The 19661-nt window shown below is 69.7% G+C and carries 18 protein-coding genes; 5 read left to right on the top strand and 13 right to left on the bottom strand.

What is annotated here, in order from left to right:
* The first annotated feature begins 152 nt into the window (after positions 1–152).
* Positions 153–1505 carry a cytochrome b gene (locus tag ACQPWU_RS14520; RefSeq protein WP_433440125.1) on the top strand — a complete coding sequence of 451 codons (1353 nt, stop codon included), beginning with the start codon at positions 153–155 and terminating at the stop codon, positions 1503–1505.
* An 87-nt stretch (positions 1506–1592) separates the two neighbouring features.
* On the opposite strand, the gene ACQPWU_RS14515 is transcribed toward ACQPWU_RS14520, so the two are convergent.
* A complete protein-coding gene (locus ACQPWU_RS14515; protein ID WP_433440123.1) occupies positions 1593–2978 on the bottom strand; it encodes a glycine--tRNA ligase in 1386 nt (461 codons plus the stop codon).
* Positions 2979–3073: 95 nt separating this feature from the next.
* Positions 3074–3361 (bottom strand): antibiotic biosynthesis monooxygenase family protein, encoded by a 288-nt coding sequence (locus tag ACQPWU_RS14510; RefSeq protein ID WP_433440122.1) that lies wholly within the window; start codon positions 3359–3361, stop codon positions 3074–3076.
* Positions 3362–3419: 58 nt separating this feature from the next.
* On the opposite strand from ACQPWU_RS14510, the gene ACQPWU_RS14505 reads away from it, so the two are divergent.
* Complete coding sequence (locus ACQPWU_RS14505; RefSeq protein WP_433440120.1) at positions 3420–3764, top strand: DUF6703 family protein; 345 nt, start codon at positions 3420–3422, stop codon at positions 3762–3764.
* On the opposite strand, the gene ACQPWU_RS14500 is transcribed toward ACQPWU_RS14505, so the two are convergent.
* The 6 genes from ACQPWU_RS14500 to sucC are packed head-to-tail and all read right to left on the bottom strand — an operon-like array spanning position 3761 to position 10672.
* Positions 3761–5290, bottom strand: a complete 1530-nt coding sequence (locus ACQPWU_RS14500) for an aldehyde dehydrogenase family protein (RefSeq protein WP_433440118.1) — start codon at positions 5288–5290, stop codon at positions 3761–3763. The two genes, ACQPWU_RS14505 and ACQPWU_RS14500, sit on opposite strands and share 4 nt — an antisense overlap.
* 10 nt (positions 5291–5300) lie before the next feature.
* Entirely contained in the window at positions 5301–7004 is a 1704-nt protein-coding gene (gcl, locus tag ACQPWU_RS14495) for a glyoxylate carboligase (protein WP_433440116.1), read from the bottom strand.
* 44 nt (positions 7005–7048) lie between these two features.
* Positions 7049–7909 (bottom strand): 2-hydroxy-3-oxopropionate reductase, encoded by an 861-nt coding sequence (locus tag ACQPWU_RS14490; RefSeq protein WP_433440114.1) that lies wholly within the window; start codon positions 7907–7909, stop codon positions 7049–7051.
* Complete coding sequence (locus tag ACQPWU_RS14485) at positions 7906–8670, bottom strand: hydroxypyruvate isomerase family protein (RefSeq protein ID WP_433440112.1); 765 nt, start codon at positions 8668–8670, stop codon at positions 7906–7908. The genes ACQPWU_RS14490 and ACQPWU_RS14485 overlap by 4 nt, the downstream gene beginning before the upstream one ends.
* On the bottom strand, positions 8667–9542 hold the full coding sequence (sucD, locus tag ACQPWU_RS14480; RefSeq protein WP_433440110.1) for a succinate--CoA ligase subunit alpha: 876 nt from the start codon (positions 9540–9542) through the stop codon (positions 8667–8669). The genes ACQPWU_RS14485 and sucD overlap by 4 nt, the downstream gene beginning before the upstream one ends.
* Positions 9542–10672, bottom strand: a complete 1131-nt coding sequence (gene sucC / locus ACQPWU_RS14475) for an ADP-forming succinate--CoA ligase subunit beta (protein WP_433440108.1) — start codon at positions 10670–10672, stop codon at positions 9542–9544. Before sucC ends, sucD begins: the two co-directional genes overlap by 1 nt.
* Before the next feature lie 89 nt (positions 10673–10761).
* Here sucC and ACQPWU_RS14470 point away from each other — a divergent pair, with 89 nt between their 5' ends.
* The 3 genes from ACQPWU_RS14470 to ACQPWU_RS14460 all read left to right on the top strand — a co-directional run bounded on the left by ACQPWU_RS14470 (position 10762) and on the right by ACQPWU_RS14460 (position 13127).
* Positions 10762–12042, top strand: a complete 1281-nt coding sequence (locus ACQPWU_RS14470) for an MFS transporter (RefSeq protein WP_433440106.1) — start codon at positions 10762–10764, stop codon at positions 12040–12042.
* Between the two features lie 88 nt (positions 12043–12130).
* Positions 12131–12868: a GntR family transcriptional regulator gene (locus ACQPWU_RS14465; RefSeq protein WP_360701774.1), complete on the top strand. Its 738-nt coding sequence runs from the start codon at positions 12131–12133 to the stop codon at positions 12866–12868.
* Positions 12869–12947: 79 nt separating this feature from the next.
* Positions 12948–13127, top strand: a complete 180-nt coding sequence (locus tag ACQPWU_RS14460) for a hypothetical protein (RefSeq protein WP_360701777.1) — start codon at positions 12948–12950, stop codon at positions 13125–13127.
* Between the two features lie 37 nt (positions 13128–13164).
* Here ACQPWU_RS14460 and ACQPWU_RS14455 read toward each other — a convergent pair whose 3' ends face one another.
* The 5 genes from ACQPWU_RS14455 to frc all read right to left on the bottom strand — a co-directional run bounded on the left by ACQPWU_RS14455 (position 13165) and on the right by frc (position 19539).
* On the bottom strand, positions 13165–14148 hold the full coding sequence (locus tag ACQPWU_RS14455) for a TerC family protein (RefSeq protein ID WP_433440104.1): 984 nt from the start codon (positions 14146–14148) through the stop codon (positions 13165–13167).
* Positions 14145–14633: a hypothetical protein gene (locus tag ACQPWU_RS14450; RefSeq protein WP_433440102.1), complete on the bottom strand. Its 489-nt coding sequence runs from the start codon at positions 14631–14633 to the stop codon at positions 14145–14147. Before ACQPWU_RS14450 ends, ACQPWU_RS14455 begins: the two co-directional genes overlap by 4 nt.
* The gene (locus tag ACQPWU_RS14445) at positions 14633–16123 is read right to left on the bottom strand and encodes an Nramp family divalent metal transporter (RefSeq protein ID WP_433440100.1); all 1491 of its coding nucleotides are present in this window, start codon (positions 16121–16123) and stop codon (positions 14633–14635) included. Before ACQPWU_RS14445 ends, ACQPWU_RS14450 begins: the two co-directional genes overlap by 1 nt.
* 78 nt (positions 16124–16201) lie before the next feature.
* A complete protein-coding gene (locus tag ACQPWU_RS14440; protein WP_433440098.1) occupies positions 16202–18313 on the bottom strand; it encodes an acetate--CoA ligase family protein in 2112 nt (703 codons plus the stop codon).
* Positions 18313–19539, bottom strand: coding sequence for a formyl-CoA transferase (frc, locus tag ACQPWU_RS14435; protein ID WP_433440096.1), 1227 nt, complete (start codon positions 19537–19539; stop codon positions 18313–18315). The genes ACQPWU_RS14440 and frc overlap by 1 nt, the downstream gene beginning before the upstream one ends.
* Positions 19540–19661 lie beyond the last annotated feature (122 nt).

Below are 19661 nucleotides of genomic sequence, written 5' to 3'. Positions count from 1 at the left end.
CGTTTGCGCAGGTAAACGGCCTGCAACAGGTCTAATCCAATTAAAGTTCTGGAAGATGCAAAATTGGCTTAGACCAATTGGTTTACACCAATTCTTGTGAAAGGCGGGTGGCGGGTGCAGAATCAGATCACACCCCCCATCAGGAGGCGCCCATGGCCACTCCTACCAAGCCCAAGCGGCGCGCCCGCTTAGTCGCGGGTTCCGCAAAGGCGGCCGTCGATTCCGCGATCTACCTCGACGACCGCCTGCCGTTCGCCCGCTGGCTCCGGCCGCAGCTGCGCAAGCTGTTCCCGAGCCACTGGACGTTCCTGCTGGGCGAGCTGGCGCTCTACTCGTTCGCGCTGCTGGTGCTCACGGGCACGTTCCTCACCCTGTTCTACGAACCCCATCCCGGCGTGGCCTTCGCGTCCGCCACGGAGACCAGCCTGGACGTGCGGGGCGGGCTGCTGATGCGGCAGCTCCACCACTGGTCGGCCACGGTGTTCGTGCTGGCGATCGTGGCCCACCTGTGCCGGGTGTTCTTCACCGGCGCGTTCCGGCGGCCGCGCGAGCTGACCTGGATGCTCGGGGTGGTGCTGTTCGGGCTGGTGCTGTTCGAGTCGTTCCTGGGCGTCTCGCTGCCCGGTGACCAGCTCGCGATGACCGGGCTGCGCGAGGCGCACGGGCTGCTGCTGTCGATCCCGCTGGTGGGCACGTACCTGGCGGCGTTCGCCTTCGACGGCGGGTTCCCCGGGCAGGTCATCCCGCGGGTGTTCGTCACCCATGTGTTGCTGGTGCCGGGGATCCTGATGGCGGTGGTGCCGCTGCACGCCCTGGTCCTGACCTGGCGGCAGAAGCACACCGAGCGAAGGGCGACGGCAGCTGACGAGCACCGGGTGACCGGCGGCCCGTTCTTCCCGTACTTCGCGGTCAAGAACGGCGCCACGGCGCTGTTCACGATGGGAGCCATCGCGGCGCTCGCCACGTTCGTGCGGGTCAACCCGGTGTGGGAGCACGGGGCGTACCGGGCGGGCGGATATGTGCCGTCGGCGCAGCCGTTCTGGTACTTCGGGGTGCTGGACGGCGCGCAGCGGCTCGTCCCGCCGTGGGAGATCACCATCGACGGGTACGTGTTGCAGCCCGGGCTCTGGATCCCGCCGCTCATCCTCACGGTCTTCTTCGGCGTCCTGCTCCTCTACCCGTTCATCGAGCGGCGCTTCACCGGCGACGGCGACCATCACCACCTGCTGGACCGGCCGTCGCAGGCGCCGGTGCGCACGGCGCTGGGCGTCGCGGTCATCGCGTTCTTCACGGTGTTGTGGGCGGGGATGTGGGTGTCGGAGGCGTCGCCGCGGATGCACTCCGCGCCGGGCTTCCCGCAGCCGGCGCGCGCCCCCGACGCGCTGCTGACCGTGCCGCACGACACGTACACGATGATCGTGATCGGGCTGCGGGTGGCCGTGTTCGTGCTGCCGGTGCTGGCGTTCCTGGTCGCCCGGGCCGTCTGCCGCAGACGAGCAGGCTAGGCCCGCCGTAAAAGACCATGGTGGTGAACGCGCGACGGGCCGCCCGCCGGGACAACGGCGAGCGGCCCGTCAGACGAGCGCTAAAGATCAGTCATTGAGGTGCTGGCGCAGGTAGGACTCGACGCCGTCGAGCGAGATGCGCTCCTGGGCCATCGAGTCGCGCTCGCGGATGGTCACCGCCTGGTCCTCGAGCGTGTCGAAGTCGACCGTGATGCAGAACGGCGTGCCGATCTCGTCCTGGCGGCGGTAGCGGCGGCCGATGGCGCCCGCGTCGTCGAACTCCACGTTCCACCGGCGGCGCAGCTGCGCGGCCAGGTCGCGGGCCTTCGGCGACAGGTCGGCGTTGCGCGAGAGCGGCAGCACCGCGGCCTTGACCGGCGCGAGCCGGTGGTCGAGCCGCATGACCGTGCGCTTCTCCAGGACGCCCTTGGCGTTGGGCGCCTCGTCCTCGCTGTAGGCGTCGAGCAGGAACGTCAGCGCCGCCCGGTCGACACCGGCCGCCGGCTCGATGACGTAGGGGATGTAGCGCTCCCCCGTGTCCTGCTCGAAGAAGCTGAGGTCTGCGCCGGACGCCTTGGAGTGGGAGCTGAGGTCGAAGTCGGTGCGGTTGGCGACGCCTTCGAGCTCACCCCACTCCGAGCCGGCGAAGTTGAAGCGGTATTCGATGTCCACCGTGCGCTTGGCGTAGTGGGACAGCTTGTCCTTCGGGTGCTCGTAGAGGCGCAGGTTGTCCTTGCTGATGCCCAGGTCGGAGTACCAGCGGAAGCGCTCGTCGATCCAGTATTGGTGCCACTCCTCGTCCGTGCCCGGCTTGACGAAGAACTCCATCTCCATCTGCTCGAACTCGCGGGTGCGGAAGATGAAGTTGCCCGGCGTGATCTCGTTGCGGAACGACTTGCCGACCTGGCCGATGCCGAACGGGATCTTCTTGCGTGCCGACTGCTGCACGTTGAGGTAGTTGATGAAGATGCCCTGCGCGGTCTCGGGCCGCAGGTAGGCCAGGCCCGACTCGTCCTCGACCGGGCCGAGGTAGGTCTTGAGCAGGCCGCTGAACTGCTTGGGCTCGGTGAAGGTGCCCTTGTTGCCGCAGTTGGGGCAGGTGATGTCGGCCAGGCCGCCCTCGGGCGACTTGCCGTTCTTCTCCTCGTACGCCTCGATGAGGTGATCGGCGCGGAAGCGCTTGTGGCAGGAGAGACACTCGGTCAGCGGGTCGGTGAAGGTCTCGACGTGGCCGCTGGCCCGCCACACCTCGGGCGCCAGGATGACGCAGGAGTCGAGGCCCACGACGTCGTCGCGCGACTGGACCATCGACAGCCACCACTGCCGCTTGACGTTGTTCTTGAGCTCGACACCCAGTGGACCGTAGTCCCACGACGCGCGCAGTCCGCCGTAGATCTCGCTCGACGGGTATACGAGCCCGCGGCGTTTGGCGAGGCTGACGATGGTGTCCATGACGTCGGTGCGTCGTGCCATTTTGGTTGATTCTCTTTCCGGCTGGAGGTCGGCGAGTGAAATTGGTGAGATCCCAGCTTAGGGGACGCACGCACCCTCTCGCGCGCCAGTAATCGTTACGCCCCGTCTTGCATGTAGACGTCCTCGTAGGCACTGGGTTCGTTGACCATGAGGATCATCAGCGGGTACATCGCCATCCTCGCAGCCGACAAAGCCCTGCGGTAGAACCCGGCGCCCTCCCATTCCGTGACCAGCGCCCACAGATTGGGCTCATCGACCGAGCGGGCCAGCCGGCCACGCCGGTAGCCCGGCTGCGCGGCGAGCGTGTCGAGAATGGTTTGGCCTTGCTTGACGAAGTCTTGGGACTGGGCCTCTGGAACGGTGTATCGGATCACGGCGAGCACCTGACCAGATTAAAGGCGTTACGACAGGCCGACACGCCAACTGCCGTAGGCTCTGAGGGTGGCCCCTGACAGCAAGCGCCCGCTTCCCAAGGGCGAGCAGTTCTTCACGCCGGGCGCGACCGGCCTGCGCAAGGCCGTCGAGCAGCGCAGCGCCGTGCCGATGACGTACTTGTTCACGCAGGTGCCCCGGTGGGCGGCGCCCGCCGTGCTGGTGATCCTGCTGCTGACCGGGTTCGCCGTGGCCAACCCGCTGGGCGGCGTGGCCGTGCTGCCGGTGATCGCGTTCGTCGGCTGGCTGGCTTACCTGTCGTGGCCATCGCTGGGGATCGGCGGGAAGCTCCTGCGGGTCGCCGCGCTGATCTTCCTCGTGCTGGTGGTCGCGACCCGCTTCGGAGCCTTTTAGGGCAGCAGCGTGTAGTGCGGGAAGTTGCCGGGCAGGCGCTCGCCCTCCGGGCCCGTGGTGGCGGCCCGCACGAGCAGCTCGCCGCCGACGAACGCGCCGCGCCAGGACGCCCCGAGCCCGCCGAACAGCTCCTCCCGGTCGCCCCGCGAGCGGGGCCGGTTGTGGCCGACCTTGAAGGCCCGGACCTCCGGCGCCAGCCGCCGGTACGTCTCCTCCTCGTCACAGGAGAGCGTGGCCACCAGGGCGCCGTTGCTGGCGTTCATCGCGGCCAGCAGCTCCGCCTCCGTGTCCACCAGCACGAACGTGTCCACCGGCCCGAACGGCTCGGCGTGGAAGAGGGGCGAGGAGCGGGGCGGGTTGAGGAGTGCCATCGGCGCAAAATACGCCGAAATATCCTGCCCCGGCAGGAAATGTCCGGTGTCGAGCGGCGCCCTGTGCACCGGCACCCCGCCCCGGGCCACGGCCTCGTCCACCTGGTCGGCCAGCTCCTTGGCCTTCGAGGCGTTGATCAGCGGCCCGAAGTCCAGTTCGGGCAGCGGGTCGTCGGGCGAGTCCACCGCGAGCGGATGCCCGAACCGCAGGGACCCCACCGCCGCCAGGTACGCCCCCAAAAACTCGTGGAACAGCGACCGCTGCACCACGAACCGCGGATAAGCGGTGCACCGCTGCTTGCCGTAGTCGAACGACGCCCGGATCTGCCGCGTGAGCAGGTCCCAGTCGCCGTACTCCCACACGCCCCAGCAGTTGAGCCCCTCCTGCTCCAGCACGTGCCTGCGCCCGACGTCGGCCAGCGAGGTCGCCACCTTCGCCCCCGCGTCCCTGCCGCCCACGAACGACACGCAGCCCAGCGAGCGCCCGCCGGCGAGCACCGGCGACAGCTCCGCCCCTCCCCCGCTGACCAGCGTGAACGGCAGCCCCTCCCGTACGGCCAGCGCGCAGGCGAGCGTGAGGCAGCACAGCCCGCCGTCCGTGGGAGTCTTGGCGATCACCGCGTTGCCGGCCAGCGCCTGCACGAGCATGGCATGCATGAGCACGCTCATCGGGTAGTTCCAGCTCGCGATGTTGCTGACCGGCCCGGGCAGCGGCGCGCGTCCCGCGAGCATGCGGTCGATCTCCTCGACGTACCAGCGCACGCCGTCCAGGCAGCGGTCCACGTCAGCGCGGGCCGTCTTCCACGGCTTGCCGATCTCCCAGACCAGCAGCAGGGCCAGCAGGTCGCGGTGCGCGGCCATGGACTCCACGGCGGCGGACACCATGGCCTTGCGCTCGGCGAGCGGCACGTGCCGCCACCTCTGATGCTCCTCGACCGCGCCCGCCACCGCGCGTCCGGCGCCCGCCCGGTCGAGCCTGGGCAGGCCCGCGATGGCGGTGCCGTCCAGCGGTGAGAAGCCGGGCACGGGGCGCCCGTCGCGGTGCCAGATGCCGCCCCAGTGGTTCAGCACCCGGTCGTCGTGGAAGGCTTCGGGCGCCGCCGAGCAGCATCGGTCGTAGGCGTCCTGCCAGGCCATACCAGGCTTGAGCCGCATATGCTCCTCCTCAGTCGGACCAGTCAGCGGTGATGAGCTCGGGCAGCGGCTCGAACTCCTTGATCGCCTCGAGCGAGGGCCCCATGGCGGCGTTGGCCTCGCGCTCCACCATCACCTCCACCAGCACCGGCAGCCGCTCCCGCGCCGACTCCGCCGTCGCCCAGGCCAGCGCGTCGCGGATGTCCCCCGGCAGCTCCACCCGCCGTGCCGGGCAGCCGAACGCCTCCATGGCCTTGACATGGTCGATGCCGCCTTCCCCGTAGTGCAGGTCCACGGCGTAGTTCATGTCGTACGGGATCTCGGCCTGCCGGATGAGCCCCAGGTACTCGTTGTTGATCATGACGATGACGAACGGGACGCGGTACTGGGCGGCCACCGCGACCTCCTCCATGAGGAACTGGAAGGAGTAGTCGCCCACCACCGCCACGACCTGGCGCTCGGGATGGGCGCACTTGACGCCCATGGCCGCCGGCACCTCCCAGCCCAGCGGCCCGGCCTGGCCGCAGACCAGGTAGCGGCGCGGCAGGTAGGTCGTCTGGAACTGGCCCGACCAGATCTGGTAGAGCCCGATGGCGGTGACGAACGTGGTGTCCCTGCCGAAATACTCGTTGATCTCCTTGAAGACCCGTGGCGGCTTGATCGGCACGTCGTCGAAGTCGTCGCGGCGGGCCATCGTCCGGCGCAGGTCGGCGATCTTCCGTACCCACTTGCCGGGCTCCTTCGGCGCCGTACGGCGGCGCGCCTCGCCCAGCAGCTCCGCCAGGACCGGCCGGGCGTGGCCGACGATCCCCAGGTCGGGCTCGAAGACCCGGCCGATCTGCGTGGGCTCGATGTCCACGTGCACGAACGTGCGCCCTCTGCGGTAGACGTCGAGGTCGCCGGTGTGCCGGTCGCCGAAGCGGGCGCCCACGGCCAGCACCAGGTCGCTGTCCAGGAACGCGGCGTTGCCCCACCGCGTCTGGGTCTGTATGCCCGCCATGCCGGCGAACAGCGGGTGGTCCTCGGGGAAGGCGCCCTTGCCCATGAGCGTCACCTGCACGGGGACCTGGAGGTGCTCGGCCAGCGCGCGCAGCTCGTCGCACGCCTCGGCGATGATCACGCCGCCGCCCGCCAGGATGATCGGCCGCCGGGCCTCGGCCAGCAGGTCCACGGCCTTGCGCACGGCCCTGGGCAGCGGCCCTGGCTCCTCGACGGGCAGTGGGGCGTCCAGCTCCCGGTCGTACAGGCAGGTCCCGCGCTGGACATCGAGCGGCAGGTCGATGAGCACCGGCCCGGGCCGTCCCGAGCGGGCGATCCTGAACGCCTCCCTGAACACCCACGGCGCCTGCGCGGGCTCCTTGAGCTGGACCGCCCACTTGGTCACCGGGCGGGCGATCTCCACGATGTCGACCGCCTGGAACGCCTCCTGGTGCAGCTTGGAGCTCACGGCCTGCCCGGTGACGCAGATCATCGGGATCGAGTCGGCCAGTGCGGTGTAGAGGCCGGTGATCATGTTCGTGCCGGCGGGGCCCGAGGTGCCGATGCAGACGCCGACGTTCCCGGTCACCCTGGACCAGCCGTCGGCGGCGTGGGTGCCGCCCTCCTCGTGGCGTACGGTGATGTGCCTGATCGAGCTGTGCTGGAGCGCGGCGTAGAGTGGCAGGATGGCCGCGCCGGGGATGCCGAAGACGGTGTCCACCCCCTCCGACTCCAGCACCGCGACCACGGCCTCCATGCACGGAATCCTCTCCGTGCTCCTGGTTCTCTCGCTTCGCTCGTTCACGAGTTGAGCCTTTCGACGACCTTGAGCAGGGCGGAGTGGTCGAGCGAGCCGTGGCCCTGCGCCCTGGCCGCGGCCACGAGCTGGGCGACCTGCCCGGTGAGCGGCAGGCTGACGCCGGCCTCGCGGGCGGCGGCGACGGCGATGCCCATGTCCTTGTGGTGCAGGTCGATCCGGAACCCGGGGGCGAACTCCCGCTTGACCATGGTGTGCCGCTTGAGCTCCAGGATCCTGGAGCCCGCCAGGCCGCCCGCGAGCACGTCGAGCCCGGCCACGGGGTCCACGCCCGAGGCTTCGAGCAGCACGATGGCCTCCGACACGAGCCCGTAGATCCCGCCGACGACGAGCTGGTTGGCCGCCTTGACGGTCTGTCCCGCGCCGGCCGGGCCGACGTGCACGACCGTCGTGCCGAGCGACCTCAGCAGCGGCCTGGCCGCCTCCACGTCCTCGGCCTCGCCGCCCACCATGATCGACAGGGTGCCGTCGATCGCGCCGCGCTCGCCGCCGCTGACGGGGGCGTCCAGCGCCCGTATGCCGACGGCCGCGGCCTTCCCCGCGACCCGGCGGGAGGTCTCGGGCTTGATGGTGCTCATGTCGATGTAGAGGAGGTTCGGCCGGGCGTACTCGATGACCAGCGGCGCGACCTCCTCCACCTGCGGCGAGTCGGGCAGCATCGTGATCACCGCCTCCACGCCGCCGACGGCCTCGACGACGCTGGATGCGCCCTTGCCGCCCAGGGCGACGAGCTGTTCGACCCGCTCGGCGCTCACGTCATAACCAGTCACGACATGTCCGGCTTTGAGGAGGTTGGCTGCCATCGGGCTGCCCATGATCCCCAAGCCGATGAACCCGATGTTCATGCCCGCCTCCAGTCGAACGCGCCCGGCCCCTCGTGCCGGTATTCCAGGCCGACGTGGCCGCGATAGCCCGCCGCGGCCAGCCGGGCGAAGATCTCGTCGTACGGCATGCGCCCGCTGCCGGGCCGCCCCCTGCCGGGGTTGTCGGCGATCTGCACGTGGCCGAACCTGGCGCTGTGCCGGTCGATGAGCGACAGCACGTCCTCGCCCATTCGGTGCAGGTGGTAGAGGTCGGCCAGGAAGGCCACGTTCTCCCGGTCCACCTCGTCGATCAGCTCGAACGCCGCCCGAGACGACGTGATGGGATATTTCGGGTTCTCGTGGGAGTTGAGAGCCTCGACGACCACGGTCGCGCCGATGCCGGCCGCCGCGTCGGCCGCCCTGCGCAGGTTGGCCACAGCCAGTGCCCTGTCGGTGCCCGGCTCGTTGCCGTACAGGGCGTTGAGCACCCCGCAGCCCAGCTCGCCCGCCAGCTGGACCGCCACGTCGATGTTGGCCTGGAACCGGGCGGACCCGTCCGGCCTGGCCAGCAGCCCGCGCTCGCCCGCGGCCATGTCGCCCGCGTCGAAGTTCAGCCCCACGAGCCGGACGCCGGCGTCCTCGATCGCCTGCCGCAGCGCCGCCGCCTCCGCGCTTGAAGGCTCCGGGCCGTCGAAAGGCCACCACAGCTCGACGGCGTCGAACCCGGCTTTGCCCGCCGCGGCGGGCCGCTCCAGCAGCGGCAGGTCCGTGAAGAGAATGGAGAGATTGACGTCGAAGTTCACGACGGGACCGCCGAGCGCATGAGGCGGGCCGTCTCCGACGGGGTGCGGCCGACGCGGACCCCGACCGCCTCCAGGGCCTCCTTCTTGGCCTGGGCGGTGCCGGACGAACCGGACACGATCGCGCCCGCGTGCCCCATGGTCTTGCCCTCCGGCGCGGTGAAGCCGGCCACGTAGGCGACCACGGGCTTGGTGACGTTCGCGGCGATGTAGGCGGCGGCCCGCTCCTCGGCGTCGCCGCCGATCTCGCCGATCATGACGATGGCGTCAGTGCCGGGGTCGTCCTGGAACGCCTGGAGGCAGTCGATGTGGGTGGTCCCGACGACGGGGTCGCCCCCGATGCCGACGGCGGTGGAGAAGCCGAGGTCGCGCAGCTCGTACATGAGCTGGTACGTCAGCGTGCCCGACTTCGACACCAGCCCGATGCGCCCGGCCGAGGTGATGTCGGCGGGGATGATCCCGGCCGACGACTGCCCGGGGCTGATCAGGCCGGGACAGTTGGGCCCGATGATCCTGGTCCGGCCGTTCGCCAGGGCGCGGAAGCGTACCGTGTCGTGCACGGGGACGCCCTCGGTGATGACCACGCACAGCGGCACGCCCGCCGCGACGGCCTCCTCCACGGCCGAGCCGGTGAACCGCGGCGGCACGAACACCACGGAGACGTCGGCCCCGGTCTCCTCCATCGCCTCCGAGACCGAGCCGAACACGGGCACCGTGCGCTCGCCGAAGTCCACGGACCGCCCGCCCTTGCCGGGCGTCACCCCGGCCACGACGTCGGTGCCCGCGGCCAGCATGCGGGCGGTGTGCCTGGTGCCCTCCGCGCCGGTCATGCCCTGCACGAGCACCCGGCTGTCCTTGGTCAGAAAGATCGCCATCACGCACCTGCCGCGAGTCTGGCCGCCATCTCGGCGGCGCCGTCCATGGTGGAGACCTGCCGGACCGCCGGGTGCCTGGCGTCGCTGAGTATGCGCCTGCCCACCTCGGCGTTGTTGCCGTCCAGCCGTACGACGATCGGCCTGCCGAGGCCGCGGTCGCCGAGGAGCCCGAGCGCGGTGACGATGCCGTTGGCCACCGCGTCGCAGGTCGTGATGCCGCCGAAGACGTTGACCAGCACCGACCGCACGCCGGGGTCGGCCAGGATGATCTCCAGCCCGTCGGCCATGACCTTGGCGGACGCGCCGCCGCCGATGTCCAGGAAGTTCGCGGGGGCGGCCCCGGCCCCGGCGACCACGTCGAGCGTGCTCATGACCAGCCCGGCGCCGTTGCCGATCACGCCGACTTGGCCGTCCAGTTTGACGTAGTTCAACCCCTTGGCCCTGGCGCGGGCCTCCAAGCCGTCCGACTGCTCGTCGTACTCCCAGGAGTGCCGGAACGCGGAGTTGTCGTCCAGGGTGACCTTGCCGTCGAGCGCCATGATGCGCTGGTCGGTGGTGCAGATCAGCGGGTTCACCTCGACCAGCAGGGCGTCCTCCGCGACCAGGACCCGCCACAGCTTCTCCAGCACCTCGGCCGCCTGGTCGGGCAGGCCCGCCTTGGCCGCCAGCAGCCGGGCGGTGTCCGCGTCCACGCCTGTCACAGGGTCGATCGGCAGCTTCACCAGGGCGTCGGGGTCGGTGGCCGCGAGCTCCTCGATCTCCATGCCGCCCTGGCCGGACACCATCGCCAGGTAACCGCCCTCAGCCCGATCCACGAGGAAAGCCGCGTAATACTCCTCGAACGGCACGGTCGCGGCCTCGACCAGCACGCTGCGCGCGACGTGCCCCTTGATGTCCATCCCGATGACGCGCTCGGCCTCCGCCTCGGCGCTGACCGGGCCCGCCGCGGGCCTGATCCCGCCCGCCTTGCCGCGCCCGCCGGTCTTCACCTGGGCCTTGATGACGACGGGCGCGTTCAGCTCGTCCGCTATCGCGCGGGCCTCGGCTGGGGTGGCCGCGATCCCTCCTGGTGGGACCGGGATCCCGTGGCGCCCGAAGAGCTCCTTCGCCTGGTACTCGTACAGGTCCATTCGAGCCTCCTTTGTAGACGGTATACCGTATGGAATATCCTCCGTCTAGGGTCTCGACAGGTGCTCGTCTACTGGATATTCCATACAGTATGGAGAATGCAGTTAGAGACTGGCGCGGGCGCTCGTACCTCACCGGACCCGTCCCTGCCGACCGCACGCGCATGTTCTGGCTGGCCTGGGGCGCCATGGCGGCGATCAGCCCGCTCCAGTACGGCTACGCCGCCCTCCTCGCCAAGGAGACCACCGGCCTCACCCTGCTGGCCATCTGGATCGCCTGCCAGGCGGCGGGCGCCCTCCCGGCGCTCCACCTGGTACGGCGGGGCCGGCTCGGCGTCCGCATCTGCCTGGCCGCCGGAGCCGCGCTCAGCGCCCTCGGCCTCGCCACGGCGGCGCTCAGCGACCCTGGCCCGGCCACGGCAGGGCCGGCCGGTCCCGGCCTGGTCGCTCTCATCGGCTATGCGCTGCTCGGCGGGCTTGGGGCGGGCCTGGTCTACGGGATCTGCGGCGAGGTGGTCTCCTCCTGGTACCCGGAGCGGCCCGCCGCCCGGGTCGGCCTGATCACCGGCGCCTTCGGGTACGGCGCGGTGCCCGTCCTGGTGTGGGCCGGGATCGCCCCGGCCGCGACGTCCACCGCGTTCCTGGTCGCCGCCGCCGTCGCCGTGGCGGTCATCGGTGCGGCGGCCCGGCACCTGCGGCTGCCACCGGCGCTGTGGTGGCCCGAGGACGTCGACCCGCGCTCGTACGCGCTGGACGCGGCGAGGCTGCGCACGACCCCGGAGGCGGCCAAGCAGTTCAGGTTGACCCAGGCTCTGCGCACGCGGACCCTGCCCGCGCTGGCCCTGATCCTGATATGCGCGGGCGCGGTGTCGGTCTTCGACGTGATCGTCGTCGCGGGCACGGGCTCCTGGGGCGCGCTCGCCGTCCTGGTGGCCCTGAACGGGGCCAGCCGGTCTGTGGCCATGCGCTGCTCGGAGCTGTTCGGGCGCCGGCGGGTACTGGCCGCCGTGCTGACGGCACTCGCCGTCGGCCAGCTCCTCCTCGCCGCCGCCCAGCACCCCGCACCGGCGACCGGCCCGAGTGGGCCGTTGTTGTGGTTGGGGATCGTGGCCGCCGGGCTCGGGGGTGGGGCGTTCTATCCGCTGCTGGCCAGCCTGGTGCGGGAGTTCTTCGGCGTGGAGCGGGCGGGCGAGATCCACGCCGTCGTCTACAGCGCCAAGGCCCTGGCCGGAGTCGCGGCCGTCGCGCTGGCCCTGCTCGCCCTGAGCAGCGCCGTGACGGCGCTGGGCGTCGCCACCGCGCTCGCCGCGCTGCCCGCCCTGGCCACACCCCGTCTTCGCATCCCCGGCCTTCCCGTCACCATCCCCTTGTGACGAGGTTCACCAGCCGCTTTAACTATGCGAACGGTATGCTGTAGGCAGTCGACGAAAAACCTTAAACGCAGCCCCTGGAGTCGTGACCATGTTGCTGTCGGATCAGGCCGGTCAGGCGGCGGCCGCCAAGATTCCCCGCCCTGCCACTCTCAGAGAGAGCGTTATCGAGGCTATCCAAGAGCTCATCGTCTCCGGGCAGCTCAAGCCAGGACAGCACCTCGTCGAGAGCGAGCTGGCCGAGCTGCTGGGAGTCTCCAGGCAGCCGGTCCGCGAGGCGTTGCAGCAGCTCAGTGGCGAGGGCTGGGTGGACCTGTTCCCCGGGCAGGGCGCGTTCGTGCATGTCCCGACGCTGGAGGAGGCCGACCAGCTGCTGGCCGTCCGCACGCTGCTGGAGACCGAGTCCGCCAGGCTGGCCGCCGAGCACGCGGGCGAGGACGGCGTCAAGCGGCTGCGCGCCCTGTGCGCGCGGGGCATCGCGGCGGTGGAGTCCGACGACGTCGAGGCCGCCGTGGCGACCAACTCCGAGCTGCACGCCCTGGTGACCGCCCTGTCGGGCAACAAGGTCCTCTCGGAGCTGGCCAGCCAGGTGGCCAGGCGGGTGCGGTGGTATCACACGCCGGTGGCCCGCCAGCGCGGCATGGCCTCGTGGGAGGAGCACACCTCGCTGATCGACGCCATCGAGGCGGGTGACGAGCGCCGCGCGGCGAAGATCATGCGCGAGCACACCGAGCACACCCGCGCCTCCTACCTGGCGCAGCGCGAGAAGGAGCCGGTCGAGCCCGCGCCCAAGCCGGTACGCCGGCGCCGCCCGCGGCAGCTCGGTTGACCTGACGTTCACAGAAGGCCACATGCTCCGAAACACCTCGGGTAGAGGATGGAGCCAGACAGATGGGAGGTGCATGACCATGAAGGCGTTCATCCGCTTTCTCCTGGGTGATCCCCCTGGTCAGGCAGCGGACGGCCGAGCGATCGGCCTGGGCCTGAGCACGGCGCTCAGGAAGTACAACTCCGCCGACGACGCCGACCGCTACCTGCGTGAGTGGGCCGCCGCGGAGCACGACGTACACAATTGCCCACGGCACTGAGCCGCGGCAGGGGCGACAGGCCCCGACCGCGGCGTGGTCAGCGCTCGACAGGCTCGGGCTCCACCTCCTCCGACTGAGATGCCCTGGCGTCACGAGCCGACTTGATCAGGCTCAGCACCGTGGTGACGGCGAGGGTGCCGACGATGACACCGAGGGACACCAGGATCGGGATCTTCGGTGCCCACGACACGCCGTCGTGGTGCAGGGCCTCGAGGATCAGCTTCACGCCGATGAAGGCCAGCACCACCGACAGCCCCTTGCTCAGGTAGACGAGCCGGTCGAGCAGCCCGCCGATGAGGAAGAAGAGCTGCCGCAGCCCCATGAGGGCGAAGGCGTTGGCGGTGAAGACCAGGTAGGGCTCCTTGGTGAGGCCGAAGATGGCCGGGATGGAGTCGAGCGCGAAGAGCAGGTCTGTGGTCCCGATGGCGACCATGACGATCAGCATCGGGGTGACCATCCTGCGCCCGAGGTGCACGGTGAGGCGGGCGCCGTGGTAGGTGTCCGTCGTCGGGAGCACCCGGCGCACCGCGCGCAGGGCGATGTTCTCGGAGAACTCGGCCTCCTCGTCCTCGTGCCCGACCAGCTTCCACGCGGTGTAGACGAGGAAGGCGCCGAACACGTAGAAGAGCCAGTCGAACCTGGTCACCGCCTCCGCGCCGGCCGCGATGAACGCGCCACGCATCCCCAGCGCCAGGATGATGCCGATGAGCAGCACCTTCTGCCGGTACTGCCGTGGCACCTGGAAGCGGCTCATGATCAGCAGGAAGACGAAGAGGTTGTCCACGCTGAGCGAGTACTCGGTGATCCACCCGGCGAAGAACTCGCCGCCGTGCGCGGGGCCCGACAGCAGCAGCAGGCCGGCGCCGAACACCGCGGCCAGGCCGACGTAGAACGAGACCCAGGCCACGCACTCCTTGAGTGAGGGCTCGTGCGGCTTCCTGGCGACGATCCAGAAGTCCAACGCGACCACGAGCGCGAAGCCGCCGATCGTGGCCAGCCAGATCCAGACGGGCAGGTTCACCGCCGCCGCCCCCTTCGTGCGCGCAGCATCCCCGCGTGCCGGACGTAGACGCCGAGCAAGTCCTTGGCCAGCGGATTGGTGCCGGCGCAGCGCACCAGCCAGTGCGGCATGAGCCGCTCGTGCAGCCAGACGAAGCCGATCGCGAAGCCGAGGCTGACCATCGCCTGGTACGCCAGGAACGGCAGCACGCCGTCGGCCAGGCCGACCCCGATCAGGCTCTCCTGAGCCAGCCGGGACACGGGAAAGGCCGCAACCCAGTACAGGCCGACAGGTCCGAAGGTCCCCGGACGGAACACGCCGTGGCCGAGCAGCACGCCGTACAGGCCGCCGAAAAGGGCGAGCGGTAAGGCGAGCGACAGTGCCGACATCGCGGCCATCCCGATGGGCTGCCCCGCGAACAGGGTCAGCCCACCGGCCATGGCTCCGGCGACGGCTCCGATCGACGCCCCTGGCAGGGCGAGTTCGAGGCTGTGCCGTCCGTCCATCAGCCCACGACCACGCCGAAGGCGAACAGGCTGTAGAACAGCATCCCTAAGTAGAACACCGCCCCACACCCGATGATCACGTTCGTCCACCACTTGGGCCTGATCGGCTTGGGCAGCATGCGGTTGTTGACCAGGAGCAGCGTCACGCAGTACGCCCCCATCGCGAACGTCGACAGGAACGCCAGCGTGTCCAGGATCCCGCTCGGCCCGTCGGCCGGCCCGAACAGCAGGATCAGGATGCCGAAGATGATCACGCCCCAGAGGAAGATCCCGTACAGGCGGGACATGCCCAGCTTCTTCGCTCCGGGGATGAAGTTGTACGTCATGTCCGCCTGACCCCGGGAGAAGGAGTCGAACAGCCCCAGAGTCGCGTTCAGCCCGATCAGCGCGATGAACCCGAGGAACACTCCCCCGAGCACCGAGCTGCCCGCATGCGAGACGGCGTTGGCCATCGCGGTGAGCGCCACCTCGCGGTCGTCGCCCTGGATGGCCGCGCGCACGCCCGGGTTCAGCCGCGCGGCCGACTGCGCGATCACCGTGAACGAGATCGTCACCAGCATGGTGATGCCCCAGAACAGCAGCAGCGCGTCGAACGTGACCCAGCGCCGCCAGCCCTTCCACTTGGCCATCTCGGCCGGGTCCTCGGTGTCGAACATGAACCCGCGCGAGGGCCGCTCCTCTTCCTCAGCCGCGTGCCGCAGCCCGCGGACCTGCGGGATGTGCGCGCCCATGCCGGCCCCGGAGTCACGCAGGTGCAGCGTGTACCACATCTGCTGCATACCGGAGGGTCCGGCGAAGGCGCACGCGCCCACGATGACCGGGAACCAGGCCGCCGACATGGCCTCCGACGGGAAGTAGCCGAAGGAGAACATGCCACTGATCGTGGAGACCACGTCACCCCAGGACCCGACCATGGCCGCGACCACCGCCGTGCCGATCACGAGCGCGCCGATGAGCAGCGACAACACGTTCTCCAGCACGTTGTAGATCACCTTGGCCAGGCTGAACACCACCCCGACCAGCACGAGCCCGACGATGGCGGTCACCACCCACGGGATGCCGGTGATCTCCTCGAACGCCGCCGCTCCCGCCGAGAGGTGTCCCGGCCAGATGTAGACGGCGATGGCCACGATGAAGAAGAACCACATGATCGGCTTGAACACCCTGGCCGCGCCAGAGAAGATGCTCTCCCCCGTGGCCATGGCGTACCGCGCCATCTCCAGCATCACCACGGCCTGCAGCGTGACGCCGATCAGGAACAGCCATCTGATCTCGGGCCCGAACAGCAGCACCAGTCTGGGCCACATGTACGACTCGCCCATGCCCACGCCCAGCGCGACGAGGAAGACCGTCGGCCCGAGAATGTGCACCGACGGAGGCGCGTCGGGCAGCTTCCTGATGGGCATCGGCTCAAGCCGGCCCGCTTTCCATACTCGTTCGTCCTCGACCGGCGGCGTGGCCGTCGCCGGTGGTGTTTTCGATGTGTCCACCTACGGACCTCCTGGGGGGTTGTTGCTTCCTCGTGCGCCCCGATTAGCCCCCTCGCCCGCCGCTGCTGCACTCGGCTCTTAGCGCAGCAGTCCGGCAGCCCTGGCCCAGCGGTACTTCGCACCGAGGACCGCCACGGGCTTCTCCGTCGTGTACGGGTACGCGACCACGCCGTGCTCAAACAGGAACTCGCTGGCCTCCTCTACTTCGGTGTCGCCGGCGAGCGACGCCACGACCGGCTTCACGTTGCCCTTCGCCCGCTCCTCCGCCACCACGCGGGCGATGAGTTCGGCGAAGACCATCGGCGGCGTCACGATCGTGTGCCAGTAGCCCAGGACGAGCGCGTGGATGCGCTCGTCGGCCAGGCCGAGGCGGACCGTGTTCTCGTACGTGGAGGGTGGTTCGCCGCCGGTGATGTCGATGGGGTTGCCCGCCGCGCCGAACGGCGGGATGTAGGCGCGGAACGCCGTGTCCAGGTCGGGCGGGATGTCCATGAGCGTCAGCCCGGCGTCCACGATGGCGTCCGACAGCAGCACGCCGGAGCCGCCCGCCCCGGTGATGATGACGACGTTCTCGCCCTTGGGGGCGGGCAGGATCGGCAGCGCGCGGGCGTACTCGAGCATGTCGTTCAGCCCGGGAGCGCGCACCACCCCGGCCTGCCGCAGGATGTCGTCGTACACCTTGTCGTCGCCCGCCAGCGCGCCCGTGTGCGACCCCGCCGCCCGCGCGCCCATCGCGGTGCGGCCGGCCTTGAGCACGATGACCGGCTTCTGCTTGACGACCCTGCGTGCGGCCTCGACGAAGCCGCGGCCGTCCTTGAGGTCCTCCAGGTGCATGGCCACGGCCTTGGTGTTGTCGTCCTGCTCGAAGAAGGTCAGCAGGTCGTCCTCGTCCACGTCGGCCTTGTTGCCGACGCCGACGATGGCCGAGACGCCCATCTTGGTGGTCCGGCTGAAGCCCAGGATGGCCATGCCGATGCCGCCGCTCTGCGAGGTCAGCGCCACGCTGCCCTTGACGTCGTACGGGGTGCAGAACGTCGCACAGAGGTTCTCCGGCGTGTAGTAGTAGCCGTAGATGTTCGGCCCGAGCATGCGCACGCCGTGCCTGCGCGCGATCTCGACGATCTCCTTCTGGCCCTCGACGTTCCCCGTCTCGGCGAACCCCGACGGGATCATGACGGCGCCCGCCACGCCCTTCTTCCCCACCTCCTCCAGCGCGGGTGCCACGAACTTGGCGGGGATCGCGAACACGGCCACGTCCACGTCGCCCGGGACGTCCGAGATGCTCTTGTACGCGGTCAGCCCCATGATCTCGTCGGCCTTGGGGTTGATCGGGAAGATCTCGCCCTGGTAGCCGCCGTTGATGAGGTTGCGCATGACCGAGTTGCCGATCTTGCCGGTCTCGGCGGAGGCACCGATCACGGCGACCGAGCGCGGCTTGAAGATCCGCGTCATCTGCCGGAGGATCTCCTCGCGCGGCAGCCGGGCGACCTCGGCGGGCTTGTCGCCGATGAGGATGCGCACGTCGGCGGCGACAGCGCCGTTCGCGTCGGCGAAGACGGGGTTGAGGTCCACCTCGACGATCTCGGGGAAGTCGGAGACCAGCCTGCCGACGCGCTCGATCAGCTCCGCGAGTGCCTCCCGGTCGGCGGGCTCCGCGCCACGGGCACCACGGAGCACTTCCGCCGCCCTGATGTCGTCCAGCATCCCAAGGGCATCTTCGCCCGAAACCGGGGCAAGGCGGAAGGTCACGTCCTTGAGCACCTCGACCAGGACGCCGCCCAGCCCGAAGGCGATCACCTTGCCGAAGGTGGGATCGGTGACGGCGCCGATGATGACCTCGTGGCCGCCGCCGACGAGCTGCTGCACCTGGATGCCGTCGATCTTGGCGTCGGGGTTGTAGGCGCGGGCGTTGGCCAAGATCGTGTCGTACCCCTCGCGGACCTCCTCCACGGTCTTGAGTCCGACCAGGACGCCGCCGGCTTCGGTCTTGTGCAGGATGTCCGGCGAGACGATCTTCAGGACGACCGGAAGGCCGATCTTCTCCGCGATCTCCGCGGCCTGGTCGGCCGAGGCGGCCAGCCCCTCCCCCGGCGTGGCGATGCCGTACTCCTCGCACAGCCTGCGCCCTTCGGGAGCCGTCAGGGCCGTGCGGCCCTCGGCGAGCGCCTTCTCTATGACTTCGCGGACCACTAGATGACTCCGTTCGTCTTCAGCTCGACCAGCTCATCGGCGCTCACGCCGAGCTCGCCGTAGATCTCCTGGTTGTGCTCGCCGAGCAGGGGCGGGGTGACGACGTCCACCGGCGAGTCCGACAACTGCAGCGGGCTGCCGACGGTCACGAACTCGCCGCGTTCCGGGTGGTCGACCGTGACGACGATGCCCTCATTACGCAGGCTCTCGTCCTCGACCAGCTCCTTGGTGGACAGGATCGGCCCGCACGGGATGTTCTCGGCGTTGAGCCGGTCGAGGACCGTCCACTTGTCGTGGCGGATCGTCCACTCCTCGATGAGCTGGAACATCTTGTCCAGCTTCGACAGCCGCGCCTCCGGCGTCGCCCACTCGGGGTCGTCGGCCAGTTCGGGGCGGCCGATGATGGTCGAGATCGGCTTCCAGCCGACCGGCTGCACGATGACGTAGATGTAGTCGTTCGGGCCGCCGGGCGCGCAGCGCACCGCCCAGCCGGGCTGGCCGCCGCCGCTGGCGTTGCCCGAGCGGGGCACCTCGTCGCCGAACGTCTTGTTCGGGTACTCGCGCAGCGGGCCGTGCGCCAGGCGCTGCTGGTCGCGGAGCTTGACGCGGCACAGGTTCAGCACGGCGTGCTGCATGGCCACCTGTACGCGCTGCCCGCGACCGGTCTGCTGGCGCTGGTAGAGGGCGGCCAGGATGCCGGCCACCGTGTGGATCCCGGTGCCCGAGTCGCCGATCTGAGCCCCGGTGGCCAGCGGCGGGCCCTCCTCGAAGCCGGTGGTGCTCATCGAGCCGCCCATGGCCTGGGCGATCACCTCGTACGCCTTGAACTTGGCGTACCTGCCGGTGCCGAAGCCCTTGATCGAGGCGTAGATCAGGCGCGGGTTGAGCTCCTGGAGTCGCTCCCAGGTGAAGCCCATGCGGTCTACCGCGCCCGGGCCGAAGTTCTCCACGAGGATGTCGGCGCTCTTCACCAGCTCGGTGAAGATCTCCTTGCCGCGCTCGCTCTTCATGTTGAGGGTGATGCTGCGCTTGTTGCAGTTGAGCATCGTGAAGTAGAGGCTGTCGACGCCCGGCAGGTCGCGGAGCTGCTGCCGGGTGATGTCGCCGGTCGGGGCCTCCAGCTTGACCACGTCCGCGCCCAGCCAGGCGAGCAGCTGGGTGCAGGACGGGCCCGACTGGACGTGGGTCATGTCGAGGACGCGAACACCGTCCAATGCTTTGGACATCTTCAATCTCCCTGACGGAACGCGACTTACCGCATACGGCTTGTGAGCTTCTTCTCGACTGGATATGGTTGTCGCTGGTCGAGCGGGCAGGGCATAACCAAGCCTGTCGGCGAGATCGTTTC

The organism is Nonomuraea sp. CA-141351, from assembly GCF_050944675.1.
GTDB lineage: Bacteria > Actinomycetota > Actinomycetes > Streptosporangiales > Streptosporangiaceae > Nonomuraea.
This window is presented reverse-complemented; position numbering and strand designations above follow the sequence as displayed.